17 protein-coding genes and 1 pseudogene are annotated in these 18,779 nt (G+C 74.6%); 7 read left to right on the forward strand and 11 right to left on the reverse strand.

Annotated elements, in window-relative coordinates; translation table 11 throughout:
* Positions 1 to 2: 2 nt before the first annotated feature.
* The 4 genes from BIV25_RS24880 to BIV25_RS24895 form a co-directional block, all read right to left on the reverse strand.
* Entirely contained in the window at positions 3 to 884 is an 882-nt protein-coding gene (locus BIV25_RS24880; RefSeq protein WP_071374636.1) for a hypothetical protein, read from the reverse strand.
* A gap of 49 nt (positions 885 to 933) precedes the next feature.
* Positions 934 to 1,656 carry an LPXTG cell wall anchor domain-containing protein gene (locus BIV25_RS24885; RefSeq protein WP_177235410.1) on the reverse strand — a complete coding sequence of 241 codons (723 nt, stop codon included), beginning with the start codon at positions 1,654 to 1,656 and terminating at the stop codon, positions 934 to 936.
* Between the two features lie 142 nt (positions 1,657 to 1,798).
* On the reverse strand, positions 1,799 to 2,404 hold the full coding sequence (locus tag BIV25_RS24890) for an ATP-binding protein (protein ID WP_071374638.1): 606 nt from the start codon (positions 2,402 to 2,404) through the stop codon (positions 1,799 to 1,801).
* A 295-nt stretch (positions 2,405 to 2,699) separates the two neighbouring features.
* Complete coding sequence (locus BIV25_RS24895; protein ID WP_071374748.1) at positions 2,700 to 3,077, reverse strand: STAS domain-containing protein; 378 nt, start codon at positions 3,075 to 3,077, stop codon at positions 2,700 to 2,702.
* Between the two features lie 249 nt (positions 3,078 to 3,326).
* Here BIV25_RS24895 and BIV25_RS24900 point away from each other — a divergent pair, with 249 nt between their 5' ends.
* Both BIV25_RS24900 and BIV25_RS24905 read left to right on the forward strand, forming a co-directional pair.
* Complete coding sequence (locus BIV25_RS24900) at positions 3,327 to 4,235, forward strand: RNA polymerase sigma factor SigF (RefSeq protein ID WP_071374639.1); 909 nt, start codon at positions 3,327 to 3,329, stop codon at positions 4,233 to 4,235.
* A gap of 287 nt (positions 4,236 to 4,522) precedes the next feature.
* On the forward strand, positions 4,523 to 6,139 hold the full coding sequence (locus BIV25_RS24905; protein ID WP_079176873.1) for an RICIN domain-containing protein: 1,617 nt from the start codon (positions 4,523 to 4,525) through the stop codon (positions 6,137 to 6,139).
* Positions 6,140 to 6,162: 23 nt separating this feature from the next.
* Here the strand turns inward: BIV25_RS24905 and hutI are convergent, their stop codons facing one another.
* The 4 genes from hutI to hutU form a co-directional block, all read right to left on the reverse strand.
* Positions 6,163 to 7,338: an imidazolonepropionase gene (hutI, locus tag BIV25_RS24910; protein WP_071374640.1), complete on the reverse strand. Its 1,176-nt coding sequence runs from the start codon at positions 7,336 to 7,338 to the stop codon at positions 6,163 to 6,165.
* Positions 7,339 to 7,358: 20 nt separating this feature from the next.
* On the reverse strand, positions 7,359 to 8,696 hold the full coding sequence (locus BIV25_RS24915; protein WP_071374641.1) for a formimidoylglutamate deiminase: 1,338 nt from the start codon (positions 8,694 to 8,696) through the stop codon (positions 7,359 to 7,361).
* Positions 8,693 to 9,895 (reverse strand): allantoate amidohydrolase, encoded by a 1,203-nt coding sequence (locus BIV25_RS24920; RefSeq protein WP_071374750.1) that lies wholly within the window; start codon positions 9,893 to 9,895, stop codon positions 8,693 to 8,695. Before BIV25_RS24920 ends, BIV25_RS24915 begins: the two co-directional genes overlap by 4 nt.
* Positions 9,896 to 9,984: 89 nt before the next feature.
* Positions 9,985 to 11,649 (reverse strand): urocanate hydratase, encoded by a 1,665-nt coding sequence (gene hutU / locus BIV25_RS24925; RefSeq protein ID WP_071374642.1) that lies wholly within the window; start codon positions 11,647 to 11,649, stop codon positions 9,985 to 9,987.
* A gap of 138 nt (positions 11,650 to 11,787) precedes the next feature.
* On the opposite strand from hutU, the gene BIV25_RS24930 reads away from it, so the two are divergent.
* The 5 genes from BIV25_RS24930 to BIV25_RS24950 all read left to right on the forward strand — a co-directional run bounded on the left by BIV25_RS24930 (position 11,788) and on the right by BIV25_RS24950 (position 15,490).
* The gene (locus BIV25_RS24930) at positions 11,788 to 13,164 is read left to right on the forward strand and encodes a diaminopimelate decarboxylase (protein ID WP_071374643.1); all 1,377 of its coding nucleotides are present in this window, start codon (positions 11,788 to 11,790) and stop codon (positions 13,162 to 13,164) included.
* A 179-nt stretch (positions 13,165 to 13,343) separates the two neighbouring features.
* Positions 13,344 to 13,739, forward strand: a complete 396-nt coding sequence (locus tag BIV25_RS24935) for a hypothetical protein (protein WP_071374644.1) — start codon at positions 13,344 to 13,346, stop codon at positions 13,737 to 13,739.
* A complete protein-coding gene (locus tag BIV25_RS24940) occupies positions 13,736 to 14,530 on the forward strand; it encodes a hypothetical protein (RefSeq protein ID WP_071374645.1) in 795 nt (264 codons plus the stop codon). The genes BIV25_RS24935 and BIV25_RS24940 overlap by 4 nt, the downstream gene beginning before the upstream one ends.
* 61 nt (positions 14,531 to 14,591) lie before the next feature.
* Positions 14,592 to 15,095, forward strand: a complete 504-nt coding sequence (locus tag BIV25_RS24945) for a roadblock/LC7 domain-containing protein (RefSeq protein WP_071374646.1) — start codon at positions 14,592 to 14,594, stop codon at positions 15,093 to 15,095.
* 20 nt (positions 15,096 to 15,115) lie between these two features.
* A complete protein-coding gene (locus tag BIV25_RS24950) occupies positions 15,116 to 15,490 on the forward strand; it encodes a hypothetical protein (RefSeq protein ID WP_071374647.1) in 375 nt (124 codons plus the stop codon).
* Positions 15,491 to 15,515: 25 nt separating this feature from the next.
* Here the strand turns inward: BIV25_RS24950 and BIV25_RS47580 are convergent.
* From BIV25_RS47580 to BIV25_RS24960, 3 genes and pseudogenes are all read right to left on the reverse strand, one after another.
* A pseudogene (locus tag BIV25_RS47580) lies at positions 15,516 to 16,067 on the reverse strand (hypothetical protein); the annotation flags it as partial.
* Positions 16,068 to 16,229: 162 nt separating this feature from the next.
* Positions 16,230 to 17,126, reverse strand: a complete 897-nt coding sequence (locus BIV25_RS24955) for a MurR/RpiR family transcriptional regulator (protein WP_256256039.1) — start codon at positions 17,124 to 17,126, stop codon at positions 16,230 to 16,232.
* Positions 17,123 to 18,682: an aromatic amino acid ammonia-lyase gene (locus BIV25_RS24960; protein WP_071374648.1), complete on the reverse strand. Its 1,560-nt coding sequence runs from the start codon at positions 18,680 to 18,682 to the stop codon at positions 17,123 to 17,125. The genes BIV25_RS24955 and BIV25_RS24960 overlap by 4 nt, the downstream gene beginning before the upstream one ends.
* Between the last annotated feature and the right edge of the window lie 97 nt (positions 18,683 to 18,779).

Genomic DNA, 18,779 nt, shown 5'->3' on the forward strand with positions numbered 1-18,779 from the left:
GCTCACTTCACCGCGCCTTCCGTCAACTCAAGGGCAGGGCCCGGGAGTTCGGCGGACCCCTGCGGTACGTCCACCGGTTCCCGCCCCCGCCTGCGGCGTACGGCGAACAGCGCGCCCGCCCCGGCCAGCGCGACGCCGCCCGCCCCCGTCACCGGCGTCCACGGCACGAACCGGGCCGACGCGGCCGCCGTGTCGCGCGCGCCGCCCGGCGCCGTGACCGTCAGCCGTACGTCGACGGCGTCCAGCGCGGGCGGGTCCGGCCAGGGCTCGGTGAGCCGTACCCGCGCGCCGGGGCGCACCCGGAGCGGAAGGGCGCGCGAGGCGCGGTCCAGGACCCGGCCGAACACCCCGTCCGCGCGCACCGCGAGGGTCGGCACGAGCACGGTCGTACCACGGTTGACCAGGTCGTACGTGATGCTGTGGGCGTGTACGGCAAGGTGCTCGACGGTCAGCGCGGCGAGCGTCGGACCGCCGACCCGGAGCCGGACCGGCACGCTCACGGTGCGCCCCTTGGCGTCCCGTACGACGACGGCGCCGGAGCGGACACCGGGTGCGTCCCCGGCCGGTACGGTCACCGTGAAGGGCACCTCGGCACGGGTACGGGCGGGGACGCGCAGCGCCGGCCGGGCGAACACGGTCCGCGGGCCGGTGCCGGAGAACCGGACGTCGAGCGGCGCGCGCCCGGAGTTGGTGACGGACACCGCGTCCTGCAGGACCGTACCGGGCGTGCCCTCGGCGTAGAAGGACGGCCGGCCGCCGCCGACGGGCGCGACGGACCAGCCCGGGTCCGTGGCGGCCGCGGGCGGCGCCGCGCCCAGCACGGCGAGCAGCAGGCCGGCGGCCAGGGGCAGCGGGCGGGTCAGGGCGCGGACGGCGGACGGCATGGGCGGCTCCAGCGGTGGCCAGGGGCGGCGGCGTAGGGCTCGACCGGGGTCAGCGGCGTACGGACTGCCCGCGGCGGGTCAGCCACAACGTGCCGGCCGCACCGGCGAGGAACACCGTGGCGCCGAGCGTGCCGAGGGCGACCGCCGAGTCCTCGGGGCCGGTCTGCGGGAGCTGTCCGGCGGCGGAGGTGCCGCCCGAGGACGACGACGAGGACGACCCGGCCGAGGACGATCCGCCGGAGGACGACCCGGTCGAACCGCCGGCCGCCGTCACGTCCAGGGTCAGGCCCGGCCCCGGGCTGTTGGTCGGCGTGCAGGTCGTCGTCGTGCCGAGCGCCTTGATGGTGAGCGTGCCCGGTGTGAAGGTGACCTTGCCGGTCTTGTTCGGTGTGTACGTCCCGCTCAAGTCACTGATCTTGATGGGAGTGTTGGCGGGGATCGCGGCCGCGTTGGGGGGCCCGCTGACCGGGAGCGAGCCGCTGTCGGCGCCGCCCAGCCGGATGGTGGCGCTCGGGGTCATCGCCCCCTTGCCCAGCTCGACCGGGCTGGAGGAGACGCCCTTCTGCCAGGACATCGTGATCTTGTAGTCGTTGCCGCTCTTGACGCCCGTCATGTTGATGGGCGAGACGGCGCTCTTGACCCCGATCGGGGTCTGACAGCGGTAGTTGACGTCGACGACATCGGCATGGGCGGCGGGCGCCGCCAGCAGCACCACCGACCCGGCGAGGGCCGCGGCGGACGCGAGTGCCGCGGTTCGTTTCGGGTACGACACGATCGGTCCACCCCATTCCTGACGGTTCATCAGATGGGCCGTCAAGGTACGCCGGGGCGCGTGAGGAAGGAAGAGACGGTGCGGGGAGGATCTGTGACGATGCGAACGCCCTGAAGGGGAGCACCCCCACGGGGCGCGGGGCCTACAGCGGAGCGCCCAGCTCCGCCCACACCGTCTTCCCCGCCCGCCCCGGGGTCCGGACGACCCCCCAGTCCAGGCAGAGCCGCTGCACGATGAACATCCCGTGGCCACCCGGGCGGCCGGCCCGGTGCGGGGTGCGCGGGGCCGGCTGGCCGGTGCCGCGGTCGGACACCTCCAGCCGGATCGCCTTGTCGTCGCGGACGAGGACGAGCTCGTCGGGGCCCTCGGCGTGCAGGCAGGCGTTGGTGACCAGCTCGGAGACGACGAGCAGCACGTCCTCGGCGGCGGCGCGCTGGTCGGCGGTGGCGGCGGGCAGCCAGCCCCACGCGTACAGCGCCTGGCGCGTGAAGTCGCGGGCGAGCGGGACGACCCCGCTCTCGCCCTCCAGGGTCAGCCTGCGGGTCTGCCGCCCGCCGGCGCCCTGCCCGCCGCCGGCGTCCCCGGACGGCGCGTCCGGCTCCGTCTGCGCGGGCATGCCCGTGGCCGCCGGCGCGGCTGCCGCCCCCACGGGCGCGTCCGTGCTCGGCGCACCCTCCTCGGACGCCCCGGAAGCGCCGCTGGCCTCCGGGCCGCGGTCGCCCGGCGAGCAAGGCCGGGTGGTGCTCATCAGCGCTTCACCTCACCGATCCACCAGTTCACGTTTCAAAGGCCGACAGCGGTCCGCACCGACCGGCCGCCACCTGCCCACTCCTGCTTACTTCTGCCCACTCCCGCGACCAATTCCGCCCCCTCCTGCCTCCTCCTGCCCTCTCCTGCCCGGCCGATCCGGCGGAACACCCCCCGATTTCGCCACAAGGGGTGCGCGGGGCCCGAACGCCCTCCGCCGGAGCGGCGGGCGGGAGCGCGGACAGGACGAGCAGGACAGGAAGGGCACGAAAGGCGGGGAGAGCGGGGCGGCGGGCTCAGTCGGCGCCGGGCGCCAGGGCCGCGGCCACGGAGTCGTGCACGGTGAAGACCGCTTCGGCTCCCGTGATCTCGAACACGCGGGCCACCACGGGCCGCATCCCCGCCAGATGGACCCCGCCACCGGCGGCCTCGGCCTTCAGCCGGGCGCCGAGCAGGACGTTCAGGCCCGTGGAGTCACAGAACTCCAGGCGCGTGCAGTCCACGACAAGGCGTGAGAAGCCCTTGGCCAGAAGGTGGTCGAGGGGCTCGCGCAGCAGATCGGCGGTGTGGTGGTCAAGCTCACCCGCCGGCTGGACGACGGCACTGGAGCCCTCTTCCCGCACCTCCACCAGGAGCCGGCCCGACTGTGCGCTGCCGACCATCCCGTGGTCCATGCCGTTCTCTCTCCCGAGGTCGTGGCCGCTGATGCCCTCGAACATTACGCCTTCCGAACGCACTCCGACACCTGAACAACCTCACATATTCGGACATATGCGAACGGAACGCACTTGCGATCGCCTCACGGAAGCCGGTAGGGCTAGTAAGGACACAAACCCCACCGGGCCGCGACGGGCCCACGTCGGCTTTGGAGGCGCCGCACTCCGCAGTGCACGCACGGCATCGGCAGCCATATGCCGAGAACGATGGAGGACACCATGTCACCCCGGCTCGACGCATCGCATACCCAGTCCGCGACGTCGACACCCCCACCGGAACAGCTGGACCGGACCATCGACCCCCTCGACCCCGTCGAGGGACTCCCGGAGATCCCCCCGTACGACGAGATCGGCCCGGTCGACGCGCGGGCTCTGTCCAAGACCCTCTTCGAGCGTCTCGCGACGCTGGAGGAAGGGACGCACGAGTACGCGTACGTCCGCAACACCCTCGTCGAGCTGAACCTCGCGCTCGTCAAGTTCTCGGCCTCGCGCTTCCGCTCCCGCAGCGAGCCGATGGAGGACATCATCCAGGTCGGCACGATCGGGCTGATCAAGGCGATCGACCGGTTCGAGCTGTCGCGCGGGGTGGAGTTCCCCACCTTCGCGATGCCGACGATCATCGGCGAGATCAAGCGGTTCTTCCGTGACACGTCGTGGTCCGTGCGCGTCCCGCGCCGGCTGCAGGAACTCCGCCTCGACCTGGCCAAGGCCGGGGACGAGCTGGCCCAGAAACTGGACCGCTCCCCCACGGTCGCGGAGCTGGCCGAGCGGCTCGGCCTCAGCGAGGACGAGGTCGTCGAGGGCATGGCCGCCTCGAACGCCTACACCGCCTCCTCGCTGGACGCCCAGCCCGAGGAGGACGAGACCGAGGGCGCGCTGGCGGACCGGATCGGGTACGAGGACCACGGGCTGGAGGGCATCGAGTACGTCGAGTCCCTCAAGCCGCTGATCGCCGAACTCCCCTCCCGGGACCGGAAGATCCTCTCGCTGCGCTTCGTGGCGAACATGACCCAGTCGGAGATCGGTGACGAACTCGGCATCTCCCAGATGCATGTGTCCCGGCTGCTCTCCCGCACACTGGTGCGCCTGCGCAAGGGGCTGACGGTCGAGGAGTGAGCTCCGCGACCACCACCCCGCGCCTCCGCGACGCCGTTCCGGGGTGACATCGCCGCAGCAGCGGCCCGGCCGCCGGCCCGCACCGGCCCCGGGCTGCTGCGGCATGTGCGGGCGGGTGACGCATGTGCGGGCCGGGTGCCCTGTGTGCCCCCAACCGTTATCCGGTTACCCAGGGAAACCTCTTTTCCCGTCCGTCCCCCTCCACCACCATGGGCCCACAAACCGGCCGGTAGGTCGGACGGGGGCCGCAAGGGCGCGGCCGCCCGGCGTCGCGAGGAGGCGGGACGATGGCTCAGGGGGACGGCGCCGAGGACGCGGCGGGCGGGGCCGGGCCGGACAGGGCCGTACCGGAAGGCGGCGTGCCGGAACGGTCCGCGCCGGAAGGGCCCGTGCCGGACGGGGACTTGGCAGACGCCCCGGACTCGCGCCTCGCCGAACTGCTCCGCACCCCCACCCCCACGGCGTACCCCGCGTTGCAGGAACTGCGCCGACGGCACCACCCGGCGGTCCTGGCCTACGCCCGGCTGTGCGCGGCGGGCGAGTCCGCCGCCCGCCGGCTGGCGGCCGAGACCTTCACCACGGCGGCCCGCGAGACGGCACGCGGCGTCGACCCGGCCGTCCCGCTGCGCCACCGCCTCCTGCTGCTGACCGCCCGGCTGGCGGCGGCCTGGGCGCACGACGAGCGCTCCACGGGCGTCGACCCCGGCCTGCTGCTCGTACGGAACGCCTCCGGCCTGCCCGACGGCCCCGTGCCGCCCCTCCTCCCGGCGTTCCGCTCGCTGCCCACCCGCGCCCAGGGCCTGCTCTGGTACGGCGTGGTGGAACAGGAGCCGCAGGAGCGCACCGCCGCCTTCCTCGGCCTGAGCCGCGCGGACGTGACGTACGGCACCCCGCAGGCCCTCACCTCCCTGTCCCGGGCCTGCCTGCGCCTGCGTCTGGCCGCCTCCGACGATCCGAGCTGCGCCGACTTCCGCCGGCTGATCGAGGAGGCGGTACGGCCGGACGGCCCGCGCCGCAGCGCCGACCTGGACGCCCACCGGGCGCACTGCCCGCACTGCACGGCCGCCTACGAGGACCTGCGGGCCCTGCGGGACACACCCCGGCAGACCCTGGTGGAGGGCCTGCTGCCCTGGAACGGCACGGCATACCTGCGCACCGAGGAGCCGACGGCCACCGCCGGCCCGCCCGCCGTCCGGCCCGGAGTGACCTGGCCCGCCGGGCGCCGCGCCCTGCTGACCTCGGCGGCCCTGGGCGTGGCCCTGATCCCGCTCCTGGTCCTCCTGCTCGCCCCGGACCGCCCCCGAAGGCAGGAACCGGCGGCGGCGACCCCGCCCCCTCCCCCGGTGACCGTGACGGCGACGGTCTCCCCGTCCCCGCGCCCGTCGCCGTCCGCGTCCCCGTCACCCTCCGCGAACTCCCCGTCCCCCAGCGCGACTTCCGCCGACCCGACCACACCGGCTCCGGCACCCACTGCGCGTCCCACGCCCTCGCCTACACCCCCGAGAACGTCGTCGGCCCAGGTGGTGAACCTCGCCACGGGCCGCTGTCTGGACATCCGCGACGGCGACCCGGAGCAGGGCAACGACGTCGTCACGGCCCCCTGCTCCGACTCCCCGACCCAGCGCTGGCGCGTGGACACCGGCCTGGGTGTGCTCCGTTCGGCGGCCGACGACTCGTTCTGCCTGGACAGCCGGGGCGCGACCGACCGGGGCGTCGGCGTCTGGACCTGCGACTCGGTCTACGGCCGCAACGGCGACAACCTCCGCTTCACCGTCACCCCCGACGGCACGATCCGCCCGGCCATCGCCCCGGACACGGCGGTGACCCCCGACGGCCGCCACGACGTCTCCCTGGACCCGCTGGACGGGGGCGACGAGCAGCGCTGGCGGGCGGGGGCCGCCTGAACTCCGCGGTCGGCGCGGGCCGTTCAGACCACCCGCTCCCCCCGCCGCCACACCCCGCTGACCAGGGGCACGCCCGGCCGGTAGGCGAGGTGGACGTGGCTCGGAGCGTCCAGGAGGGTCAGGTCGGCGCGGGCGCCCGGGGTGAGGCGGCCGACGTCGGTGCGGCGCAGGGCCGCCGCGCCGCCCGCCGTGGCCGACCAGACCGCCTCGTCCGGGGTCATCCGCATGTCGCGGACGGCCAGGGCGATGCAGAAGGGGACGGAGGAGGTGAAGGACGAGCCCGGATTGCAGTCCGTGGACAGGGCGACCGTCGCACCGGCGTCGAGGAGACGGCGGGCGTCCGGCCACTGCGCGCGCGTGGAGAACTCCGCGCCGGGCAGGAGGGTGGCGACCGTGGAGCTGTTCGCGAGGGCGTCGACGTCCGCGTCGGTGAGGTGCGTGCAGTGGTCGGCGCTGGCCGCGTCGAGTTCGACGGCGAGCTGGACGCCGGGGCCGTAGGAGAGCTGGTTGGCGTGGATGCGGAGGTGCAGGCCCTTCGCCCGGCCGGCGGTGAGGATCGCGCGGGCCTGGTCGCCGTCGAAGGCGCCCTTCTCGCAGAACACGTCGATCCAGCGGGCGTGCGGGGCGCAGGCGTCCAGCATCTCGCCGGTGACCAGGGCGACATAGGCGGCGGGGTCGTCGGCGTAGTCGGGGGAGACGATGTGCGCGCCGAGGTACGTCACCTCGTCGGTGTGCCGCGCGGCGATGCGCAGGGCACGGGACTCGTCCTCGACCGTGAGGCCGTAGCCCGACTTCGTCTCGAAGGTGGTGGTGCCCTGGCGGAGCGCCTCCGCCAGGTAGTGGGTCAGGTTCGCCTCCAGGTCCGCGTCGCTCGCCGCCCGGGTGGCCGCGACGGTGGTGCGGATGCCGCCCGCCGTGTAGGAGCGGCCGGACATGCGGGCGTTGAACTCCTGGGTGCGGTCGCCCGCGAAGACCAGGTGGGAGTGCGAGTCCACGAAGCCCGGCAGCACCGCCCGGCCGCCCGCGTCGACGCGATTGTCAGTGGCGGGTGCTTTGCTGGATTCACCGGTCCACACGACGCGGTCGCCGTCGATGACGACGGCCGCGTCCTGGACCAGGCCCAGAGGGGAGCCGTCACCGAGGGAGGGGTCGTTGGTGACCAGCGTGGCGATGTTGGTGATGACGGTGCTGCTGCTCATGGTGTCCTCGTGGGTGGTGGTCAGGAGCGGAGGGCTTCGACTGCCCGCGCGAGGGCCTGCGGAACGTCGGGTACGAGGGTGTGCGCCCCGTCGCGTACGACCTGCCGCCCGCCCACGACCGTATGCCGTACGTCCGCCCCGGTCGCCGCGAATACGGCCGTCTCGGCGCCCAGCCGGGGCAGCGGGCCCGCTGTTCTGACCGAGTCGAGGGCGATCGTCGTGAAGTCGGCGAGGGCGCCCGCCTCCAGCGTGCCGGCCTCGTCCCAGCCGAGGGCGGCGTGGCCGTCGGCGGTGGCGGCCCGCAGCAGGGAGTTCGCGGTCCAGTGGCCCCGGGTGCGGGTGCGCAGCCGCTCGTTCAGCTCCATCGCGCGCGCCTCTTCGAGCAGGTCGATGACGGCGTGGCTGTCGGAGCCGAGCGAGAGCGGGGAGCCCGCCCGCTGGAGGGCGACGGCCGGGCCGATGCCGTCGGCCAGGTCGCGCTCGGTCGTCGGGCACATGCAGGTGCCGGTCCGCGAGTCCCCGAGCAGCGCGATGTCCGCGTCCGTGAGGTGGGTGTTGTGCACCCCGGTGGTGCGCGGTCCGAGGACGCCGTGGTCGGCGAGCAGCCGGGTGGGCGTGCAGCCGTGGGCGGCCTGGCAGGCGTCGTTCTCGGCGGTCTGCTCCGACAGGTGCACGTGCAGCGGGGCCCGCCGCTCCTCGGCCCATCCGGCCACGGTCGCCAACTGCCCGGCGGGCACGGCCCGTACGGAGTGGACGGCCGCCCCGATCCGCGCGTGATCCCGTTCCTTGAGAACTGCACAGCGTTCGGCCCAGGCCTCCGCGCTGCCGTCGGAGAACCGGAGCTGATGCGCGTCGGGGGCCTTGCCGAAACCGGAGGACAGGTAGCAGGTGTCGAGGAGGGTGATGCGGATACCGGCCTCGGCGGCGGCCGCGATCAGCGCCTCACCCATGGCGTTGGGGTCCGCGTAGGGGGTGCCGCCGGGCGCGTGGTGCACGTAGTGGAACTCGCCGACCGCCGTGACGCCGGCGAGGGCCATCTCGGCGTACACCGCGCGGGCGAGCGCGTGGTAGGTCTCCGGGTTCAGCCGGTCGGCGACGGAGTACATCACCTCGCGCCAGGTCCAGAAGGTGCCGCTGCCGACCTGGACGGTGCCGCGCAGCGCCCGGTGGAAGGCGTGGCTGTGGGCGTTGGCCAGGCCGGGCAGGGTCAGGCCGCGCAGCACCTCGGCGCCGGGCGGCGGGGCGGTGACACCGGTGCGGACGGCGGTGATCCGCCCGCCCGCCACGTCCAGGGCGACGCCCGGCTCGACGGTGGTGTCGAGCCAGGCGTGCTCCAGCCAGTAGGTCGCCTTGGTCACGTGCGGGCCAGCCCTTCCAGTACGTCGGCGAGCGCGTGCACCCCGGCCAGGCAGTCGTCCTCGGCGGCGGACTCGGCCGGGGAGTGCGAGACCCCGGTGGGGTTGCGCACGAACAGCATGGCGGTCGGAATGCTCCCGGAGAGGATTCCGGCGTCGTGTCCGGCGCCGGTCCCGAGGACGGGCACGGTCAGGCCGCTGTCCTTGCCGAGGAGGCGGCCGAGTTCGTCGCGCAGGGCGTGGTCGAACTCGACGACGGGGGTGAAGGACTCCCGGACGACGTCGAGGTCGATGCCGTGGGCGTCCGCGTACTCCCGGGCCGCCTTCTCGATGCCGCCGACCACCGTGTCCAGGGTGTCCTGGTCGGCGGCGCGGGAGTCGAGCCAGCCGCGCACGAGGGAGGGGATGGCGTTGACCCCGTTGGGCTCGACGGAGATCTTCCCGAAGGTGGCCACGGCACCGGCGAGCGCGGCCTCCCGGCGCGCGGCGAGCACGGTCTCGGCGTAGGACAGCATCGGGTCGCGCCGGTCCACCAGCCGGGTGGTGCCGGCGTGGTTGGCCTCGCCCCGGAAGTCGAACCGCCAGCGTCCGTGCGGCCAGATGGCACTGGCGATGCCGACCCGGTCACCGGACAGGTCCAGCGCGCGGCCCTGTTCGACGTGCAGCTCGACGAAGGCGCCGATCCGGGCCAGCCGCTCGGGGTCGGCCCCGATGGCCCCGGGGTCGTACCCGGCGGCCTCCATGGCGCGCGGGAGCGTGACCCCGTCCGCGTCGGTCAGCCGGTGCGCCTGCTCGACGGTCAGCTGCCTGGCGGTCAGCCGCGACCCGACGCAGGCGAGCCCGAACCGGGCGCCCTCCTCGTCCCCGAAGTTGACGATGGCCAGGGGCTTGTCGAACCGCGCTCCCCGGCCGCGCAGTTCATCGAGCGCGGCGAAGGAGGACACGACCCCGAGGGGCCCGTCGAAGGCCCCGCCGTCCGGCACGGAGTCGAGATGCGAGCCGGTGACGACGGCGTCCCCGGCCGTGGGGTCCCCGAGCCAGGCCCACTGGTTCCCGTTCCGGTCGACCTCGTAGGCCAGCCCGCGTGCCTCGGCCTGCTCCTTGAACCAGGCCCGGCACTCGGCGTCGGCGCCGGTCCAGGCGTACCGCCGGTAGCCACCGGAGTCGGAGTGCCGGCCGACGGGGAGGAGCTCACGCCACATCTCCTGGAAGGAGGGCGTGCGGTGGCCGGCGGGGCCGACGGACGGTGCGTCGTCGGCCCGTACCGGCTGGGGCGCGGCAGAGCGCTGGGTCACGCGCCGTCACCCTCACGCATCGGCACCCGGACCCCCCGCTCGGCCGCGACCGACTCGGCGATGTCGTACCCGGCGTCCACGTGCCGGATGACGCCCATGCCCGGGTCGTTGGTGAGCACGCGGCGGATCTTCTCGCCGGCGAGCTTCGTGCCGTCGGCCACGCTGACCTGCCCGGCGTGGATGGACCGGCCCATGCCCACGCCGCCACCGTGGTGGATGGAGACCCAGGAGGCGCCGGAGGCGACGTTGACCATGGCGTTCAGCAGCGGCCAGTCGGCGATGGCGTCGGAGCCGTCGAGCATGGCCTCGGTCTCGCGGTACGGCGAGGCCACGGAGCCGCAGTCAAGGTGGTCGCGGCCGATGGCCAGTGGGGCGGCCAGCTCGCCGGAGGCGACCATGTCGTTGAAGCGCTCGCCGGCCTTGTCGCGCTCGCCGTAGCCGAGCCAGCAGATGCGCGCGGGCAGGCCCTGGAAGTGGACGCGCTCGCGGGCCATCGTGATCCAGCGGGCCAGGGACTCGTTCTCCGGGAACAGCTCCAGGATCGCCTTGTCGGTCTTGGCGATGTCGGCCGGGTCGCCGGACAGCGCGGCCCAGCGGAAGGGGCCCTTGCCCTCGCAGAAGAGGGGGCGGATGTAGGCGGGGACGAAGCCGGGGAAGGCGAACGCGCGGTCGTACCCGGCGAGTTGGGCCTCGCCGCGGATGGAGTTGCCGTAGTCGAAGACCTCGGCGCCGGCGTCCATGAAGCCGACCATGGCCTCGACGTGCTTCGCCATGGACTCACGCGCACGCGTGGTGAAGCCGGCCGGGTCCTTGGCGGCGGCGTCGGCCATGTCCTCGAAGGCCACGCCCACCGGCAGGTACGACAGCGGGTCGTGGGCGGAGGTCTGGTCGGTGACGATGTCGATGGGGGCGTTCATCGCGAGCAGCTGCGGGACCAGCTCGGCGGCGTTGCCGAGGACGCCGACGGAGAGCGGGCGGCGGGCGTCGCGGGCCTCGGTGGCGAGCTGGAGGGCGTGGTCGAGGGAGTCGGCCTTCACGTCCAGGTAGCGGTGCTCGATGCGGCGCTCGATGGCGCGCGGGTCGCAGTCGATACAGATCGCGACGCCGTCGTTCATGGTCACGGCGAGCGGCTGGGCGCCGCCCATGCCGCCGAGGCCGGCGGTGAGGGTGATCGTGCCGGCGAGGGTGCCGCCGAACTTCTTCGCGGCGACGGCGGCGAAGGTCTCGTAGGTGCCCTGGAGGATGCCCTGGGTGCCGATGTAGATCCAGGAGCCGGCGGTCATCTGGCCGTACATGGTCAGGCCGAGGGCCTCCAGGCGGCGGAACTCCTCCCAGTTGGCCCAGTCGCCGACCAGGTTGGAGTTGGCGATGAGGACGCGCGGGGCCCACTCGTGGGTCTGCATGACACCGACCGGGCGGCCGGACTGGACCAGCATGGTCTCGTCCTGCTTGAGGGTCCTCAGGGTGCGGACCATCGCGTCGAAGGAGCGCCAGTCACGGGCGGCCTTGCCGGTGCCGCCGTAGACGACGAGCTTGTCGGGGTGCTCGGCGACCTCGGGGTCGAGGTTGTTCTGGAGCATCCGCAGGGCGGCTTCCTGCTGCCATCCCAGGGCACTGAGTTCCGTGCCGCGCGGGGCTCGTACGGGGCGGGGTCCCGACATCGTCTGCCTCCTCCTGTTGCTATGTCTATTCACATCCTGGCTTCCTGAATAGAACTAGTCAATACATCGGGGGGAGCGCGTTCACGCGCCGTCGGTGTTTGGCTGGAAGCACCTGAGGCCGGCCTGAGGGGAGACGCCGTGGAGCGGGAGGATGCGGACGCCGAGGCGCGGGAGCGCGCCGCCCGGCGGGACGAGGCGGTGCGCGCGGCCGTGGAGCAGGGGCTGCTCGGTCCGGACGCGGCCGTGGTGGGGCTGCTGGACGTGACCGGGATCCGGCGGTCGGCGGCGGCGCTGCGGGCGGCGTTCGACACGGCCGTACCGCCCGGCACGCCGGTGCTGCACGCCTTCGCGGTGAAGGCCACCCCGCTGGTGCCGGTGCTGCGGCTGCTGCGCGAGGCGGGGCTCGGCGCGGAGGTGGCGAGCCCCGGCGAGCTGGCGCTGGCGCGGGCGGCCGGGGTACCGGCGGAGCGGACGGTGCTGGACGCGCCCGCGAAGACCCCGGCCGAACTGCGCGAGGCGCTGGCCCTCGGCATCGCCGTGAACGCCGACAACCCGCAGGAGCTGGACCGGCTGGACGCACTCGTCCACACGGGGTCCACCCGCTCCCCGCTGGGCCTCCGGGTCAACCCGCAGCTCGGCGGCGGCTCGATCCGGGCGACGTCCACGGCGACGGCGACCTCGAAGTTCGGGGTGCCCCTGCGCGACGAGGGGGCGCGCGAGTGGGTCGTGCGGGCGTTCCTGGCGCGGCCGTGGCTGACCCGGCTGCACGCGCACACCGGCTCGCAGGGCATTCCGCTGCCGCTGCTGGCGCGGGGCGTGGCGGAGGCCCACGCGCTCGCGGAGGAGGTCAACGCGCGTGCCGGACGGCGGCAGGTCGACACGCTCGACATCGGCGGCGGGCTGTCCGTGGACTTCGCCTCGGAGGCGGCAGCGCCGACGTACGCGCAGTACGCGCGCGTGCTGGCCGATCAGGTGCCGGGGCTGTTCGACGGGCGCTACGGGCTGGTGACCGAGTTCGGGCGCTCGCTCATGGCCCGGCACGGGACGGTGGTGGCGCGGGTGGAGTACGCCAAGAGCGCGGGCGGACGGCGGATCGCGGTGACGCACGCGGGCGTGCAGGTGGCGACACGGACGGTGTACGCGCCCGAGGCGTGGCCGCTCAGGATCGCCGCGTACGACGCCAAGGGGCGCCCCAAGCAGGGGCCGGAGGTGGTGCAGGACGTGGCCGGGCCGGCCTGTTTCTCGGGTGACCTGCTCGCCGAGAGGCGCGCGCTGCCCGCGCTGGAGCAGGGCGACCACGCGGCGGCGCTGGACACGGGCGCGTACTACTTCGCCCACCACTACGCCTACAACTCCCTCGCCCGGCCCGGCGTCTACGGCTTCGCGCCGGACGGTGCGGGAGGCGTCACCTTCGCGGTCGTACGGGAGCCGCAGACCGTCGCCGAGGTGGTGGCGGAGTCCGGAGGGGCGCACACGGACGCGCTCACCACGCTGGGGACGCCCGGGAGCCGTTGACGCGCACCCGCTCCCCCGCGCACAACTGGATCAACTCGCCCGTCACAGAGGTCAGTTGACCCACACTAGTACGCCGGACGCATGTTCCACTGGAAAATGCCAAAGGCCTCACCCGCAGCGCGCACGGTGCGTAGTGTCGACGTCACTCAGCCGGAGTCCCAGGCGGGAGGGGAGCCACGGTGCCCGGAATCGACGAGTGCCTGCTGGAAGCGATGCGGTTGCCCGGTGCGCGGGGCGCCGCGCTCGTGGACTGGACGAGCGGACTGGCGCTCGGCACGGTCGGCGAGGCGCCCGGCGGCGATCACGAGACGACCGCCGCCGAGGCCGCCGAGCTGGCCCGGATGGCCGCCGAGCACGGCGCGTTCGCCCTCCACGGCGACGGCGCCGACGACGGGCGGCCACCCGTCGAGGACATGATCGTCAGCAACCGCGACAGCTACCACCTGCTGCGGTTCCTCGACACGTCCTTCGACAGCACCGTCTTCCTGCACCTGTGGCTCGGCCGCGAGGACGGCAACCTCGCGCTCGCCCGGATCCGCCTCGGCGAGATGGCCGCCCGGCTGGTGCTGGGATGACCGTGACGCACATACCTCCGCTGCCGGTGCGCGACAAGGCGGCCGGCCGGGCCCTGTCGCCGATGCTGACCCGGCTGGCCGAGGAGCGCGCCACCGGCGTCCTGGTGCGCGAGCACGGCGTCCTGCACCTCGCCGAGGGCCGGGTGGTGCACGCCGAGAGCCCCTGCTCCCCGGGCCTCGGCGTGCTCCTCACGGCCCACGGCACCCTCGCCACCGCCGCCTGGCAGCAGGCCGCCGCGCGCACCACGAGCCCGCCCCAGACCGCCGAACTCCTGCTGGAGTCAGGGCTGTTGCCCGTCGGCGCGCTGGAGCTGTGCCACCTGGACGCGCTGTACGACGCCGGGTACTTCGCGCTGGCCCCGAGCAGCACCCCGGGCCGGTTCCGCTACGACCACACCCCCCGGCCCGGGCCGCTGCCCTCGGTGCCGGTCGTCGCGCTGGAACGCGAGACGCTGCGCCGCCGGCTGCTGCTGCACCGGCTGTGGCCCGACCCGGCCGCCGACAGCGCCCCGCTGATCCGGGCCGACCCGCCGGCGCCGGCGCCGCTCACGCCCCGGCAGCGGACGGTCCTGGACCGCGTGGACGGCGTCCGCACGGCCACCGGGATCGCCCTGGACCTGGGCCGACAGGCCTTCCACACGCTGGTCGACGTGCGCCGGCTCGCGGCGGCCGGCCGGCTCGCGGCGGCGCCCGGCGCGGTCCCGGACCCTGTGCCGCCGTACCCACCACCGGTCGCCGACCCCGACATCGCGCTGCTGAAGAGGCTCAGGGATGCGCTGGAGGCGCTTTGAACGGCACCGCCCCGCCGAGCAGCGGCCCGCCGAGCACCGACCCGCCAAGAGGAGAGAGCTGATGCTGTCCGAGGAGGACCTCCAGGCGGTCCTGGAGGAGCTGCGCCGGCTGCGTACCCGGGTGCCGCAGCTCACCGGCGCCCTGGCCGCCGGCGTCGACGGACTCGTCGTCGCCCACGACACCCCCGGGGTCGACCCCGATGGCTTGTCCGCGCTGACCGCCGCCGCACTCGGCGTGGCCGTCCGGGTCAGCGACGCCACCGGACACGGCGGCTTCCGCGAGCTGCTCGTGCGCGGCGAGGGCGGCTACGTCGCCACCTACGCCGCGGGCCGCACCGCCGTACTGACCCTGCTCGCCGAGGGCCGGGTCAACGTCGGGCGGCTGCACCTGGAGGGCCGCCGGGCCGGCGCCCGGATCGGGGAGCTGCTCGACGCCGCCGAGGCCACCGCCCGGGCCCGCCGCCCGTCCCGCAGGGCGCTCGGCGCCGTCAGCCCCGCACCCCCGACCCGCCCCCGTACCACCCGCACCCCGAGCGCCGACGTGCGCACCGCAACCGACGGTTGAACGATCCGAGAGGACCCACCATGGCCAACACCGAGACCGCGCTGAAGGAAGCCCTCACCACCATCGAGGGCGCCACCGGCGTCGCACTCGTCGACTACACCAGCGGGATGGCGCTGGGCACGATGGGCGGCGGCAAGAGCTTCGACCTGAACGTCGCCGCCGCCGGCAACACCGACGTGATCCGCGCCAAGATGCGCACGATGGAGATGCTCGGCCTCAAGGGCGAGATCGAGGACATCCTGATCACGCTGACGGACCAGTACCACATGGTCCGCCTGCTCAAGAGCCGCGGCGGCAACGGCCTGTTCCTCTACCTGGTCCTGGACGCGTCCCGGGCCAACCTGGCGATGGCCCGGCACCAGCTGAAGCGGATCGAGGAGCAACTGGAGGTCTGACCCCCAGGCGGCGGTGCCGGACCTGGACGAGCGCCGCGGTACGGCGGCGGGCTCCTCCCGGGGCCGCGTCGCCGGCCGCGATGCCCGTGCCGCGCAGGCCCGTCACGGTCTTGCCCACCGGATTCCCGCCGCGCGGGCCGAGCCGGTCGACGCGCACCCACAGCAGCGTCTGCTCGGCCCGCTCGCGCCGCCCGATCCAGGCGGCCTTCAGCCGCAGTCCGGTACCGAGCCCGGCGAGCAGCAGACCGCCGGCCGCGGGGAGGACGAAGGCCGAGCCCAGCGCCAGGGCGAGAGCGAGCAGCAGCCACCAGCGATGGCCCCGGCGCCAGACGCGCACGGTCACCGCCCGGTCCTGGAGCACGTCGTACTTGCCCGCGCGGGCCGCGCCGCGCGCGAGGACGTCGTACCGCCCCCGCCGCACGAGCGGCACGGCGGCCGCGGCCACGAGGAACAGCGCGGCCCCGGCCAGCACCCCGATCCGGCGTCCGGTCAGTCCGGTCGGCAGCACCCCGATCCCGGCCGCGACCACCCCGGACCACCACAGCGGTGCGGCCCCGGCCCGTACGACGACGGCCACCCGGGCCAGTCCGCGTCCGCCGCGTGCTTCTCTTCCCTCTCGTCCTGCGCGCGCCACGTCCGCCTCCCGTGTCACGAGTTCCCACAGCGCCTGTATGCGGCAGGGAAGCTAACGGGTGAACGTGAGACGAGCCTGAGAGCGCCCCGGGAGCCCGCAGGCGGGTCACTCCACGAACAGGCCCCGGACCGCCGCCTTCGCGTCGAACTCCTCCAGCCGGGCCTGTGCCTCCGGCAGGTCGTCGCAGACCGCCTCCAGCAGCACCCGGCCGAGCAGCATCGGCGCGCACGCGGTGTCGAAGGCGAGCCCGGTGCCGACAGCGGCGGGCAGGAGGAGGTCGGAGTACTTGGCGACCGGCGCGAACGCGGAGTCGGCCACCGTGACCGTGGTCAGCCCCACGTCCTTGGCGTAGGCGAGGGTGTCGACGACCTCGCGCGGATGCCGGGGCAGCGCGAAGCACAGCAGGGCGGAGGCGCCCGCGCGGACGGCGGCGTCGATGCGGTCCTGGAGCATCGTGCCGCCCTCGTCGAGCAGCCGGACGTCCGGGTGGACCTTGGCCGCGAAGTACGAGAAGCCGTAGGCCTGCGAGGCGGCCGCGCGCAGCCCCAGCACCGGGAGCGGGCGGGAGGCGGCCAGGACCCGGCCTGCCTTCTGTACCGGGCGCGGGTCGGCGAGCAGGTCGGCGAGGTGCCGCAGGTTCTCGATCTCGGCCTCGACGGCCTGCTGGTACTCGTTGAACGCGCCCGCCTCGGCGGCCGGTTCGGCGGGCACGACCTCGCGCAGATGCCGGCGCAGCGCCGGGTAGCCGTCGAAGCCGAGCGCGACGGCGAACCGGGTCACCGACGGCTGGCTGACCCCGGCCAGTTCGGCCAGCTCCACGCTGGACAGGAAGGCCACGTCGGCGGCCCGGCGGACCATGCTGTGCGCGATCCGGCGCTGGGTCGGGGTGAGCCGGTGCCCCTCGAAGAGGGCCTGCAGCCGGCCCGCGGGGCTGTCCGGGGCGCCGGGCGCGCCGTCGGACGCCGCCGTGAAGGCCTTGCCGGTACTCCTGTCCACGCTCATGACGCGCTCCCCCTCCAGATGTCCGTGAACCGGTCGAGCAGTGCGGCCGCCGCCGCCACGTCGTCCGTGAGCGGCCGGTCGGCCGGGTCGGTGCCGAGGACGGGCTCGGCGAGCGCGAAGGCCCGGCCGGCCGGCAGCCCCGGATCGGGCCGCAGGTCGCGCAGGCGCAGCGCGCGGACGGCGGCGACGAGTTCGCAGCCGACCACCAGACGATACGCACCGCACGCGCGCAGGGTCTGCCGCGCGGCGAGCGAGGCGAAGCTCGCCTGTTCCTCGACGCCCCGGGAGAGTACAGCGTGGCCGAGCGAGGCGGGCGCGGAAAAGGCACGCAGGTCACCGAGGGCGGCGGCGGCCGCGTACTCCAGGATCATCACGCCGGAGGCGGCCGGTTCGGCGTCGGCGAGGAAGGGCCGCAGCCGGGTGTAGGCGGGCTCGTTGAGGGTGGACAGGCGGGAGGTCGACAGCCGGGCCACCTGGGTGAGGGCGAGCCTGAAGTGGTCGAGGGCGAGGGCGAGTCGGGCCGCGTAGAAGCCGCCGTGGTGGTAGGCGGACTGGTCCTCGGGGACGATGAGCGGGTTCTCGGCGGCCGCGTTGATCTCCACGTCCAGCACCCGCTCCAGGGCGTCGGCGGCGTCGTGTGCGGGGCCGTGGATCTGGGGCAGGCAGCGGAAGCCGTAGGGGTCCTGGATCCGGCCGAGCGGCGGGGTGGGCCGGTCGGCGGCGCCGATCAGCACGCGCATCCGCCGGGCCGCCTCGGCGCTGCCCCGGTCCGGGCGGGCGGCGTGCACGGGGGCGGCGTAGGCCTCGTGGGAGCCGTCGACGGCGAGCAGCGACAGCGCGGCGACGACCTGGGTGGCGCCGACGAGCCCGCGCAGTTCGTGCAGGGCGAGCGTGGACTGGCCGAGGGTCAGGGCGTTGCTGCTGATGAGGGCGAGGGCGTCGTTGTGGTCGAGGCGCCGCGGGGCAGGGGCGCCCGCACCCCGCCACGGGTGTTCCCCGGCGAGCGCGAGGCCGACCTGGGCCAGGCCCGCGATGTCGCCGGTGCCGACCGAGCCGAACTCGTTGACGACCGGGTACGCGCCCGACTCCAGCGCCTCGCACAGCGCGGTGACCACGCTCGGCCGCAGCCCGGCACCGCCGGCCAGCAGCTGGTTGGCGCGGACGGCGAGGGCGGCGCGCACCTGCCGGGCGGGGAGTTCCGCACCGACCGCCCCGGCGTGGCTGCGCAGCAGGCGCATGCCGTGATCGGCGGCGGCCCGCGGGGGTGCCCCCGGTTCGAGGGAGGCGGAGGACGCGGAGGCGGGCACGTCCTCGTTCCGGTTGGCGCCGACGCCGGTGGAGCGGCCGTAGACGCGTCCGGTGGCGGCGAGCCGCCGGGCGGTGCTCCAGGATTCCTCCACCCGCCGCATCGCCTCGGGCGCGGGGACCGGCCGCGCGCTCCCGTCGGCGAGGCGTACGACGTCCTCGACCCCGAGTCCGGACCCGTCCAGCACCACCGTCGCGGGTCGCGTGGCCGGCACGGACGGCGAAGCGTCCACTATGCGTGACGACGACACACCCACGCTCCCCTCGATCCCGACAGCCGGTCCTGCCCGTCGGCCGTCCGTCACCGCGGACGGGCACCGACCCGTCGACAGGCTATTCACACACCAA

It is taken from the genome of Streptomyces sp. MUSC 14, from assembly GCF_001866675.1.
Taxonomy (GTDB): Bacteria; Actinomycetota; Actinomycetes; order Streptomycetales; family Streptomycetaceae; genus Streptomyces.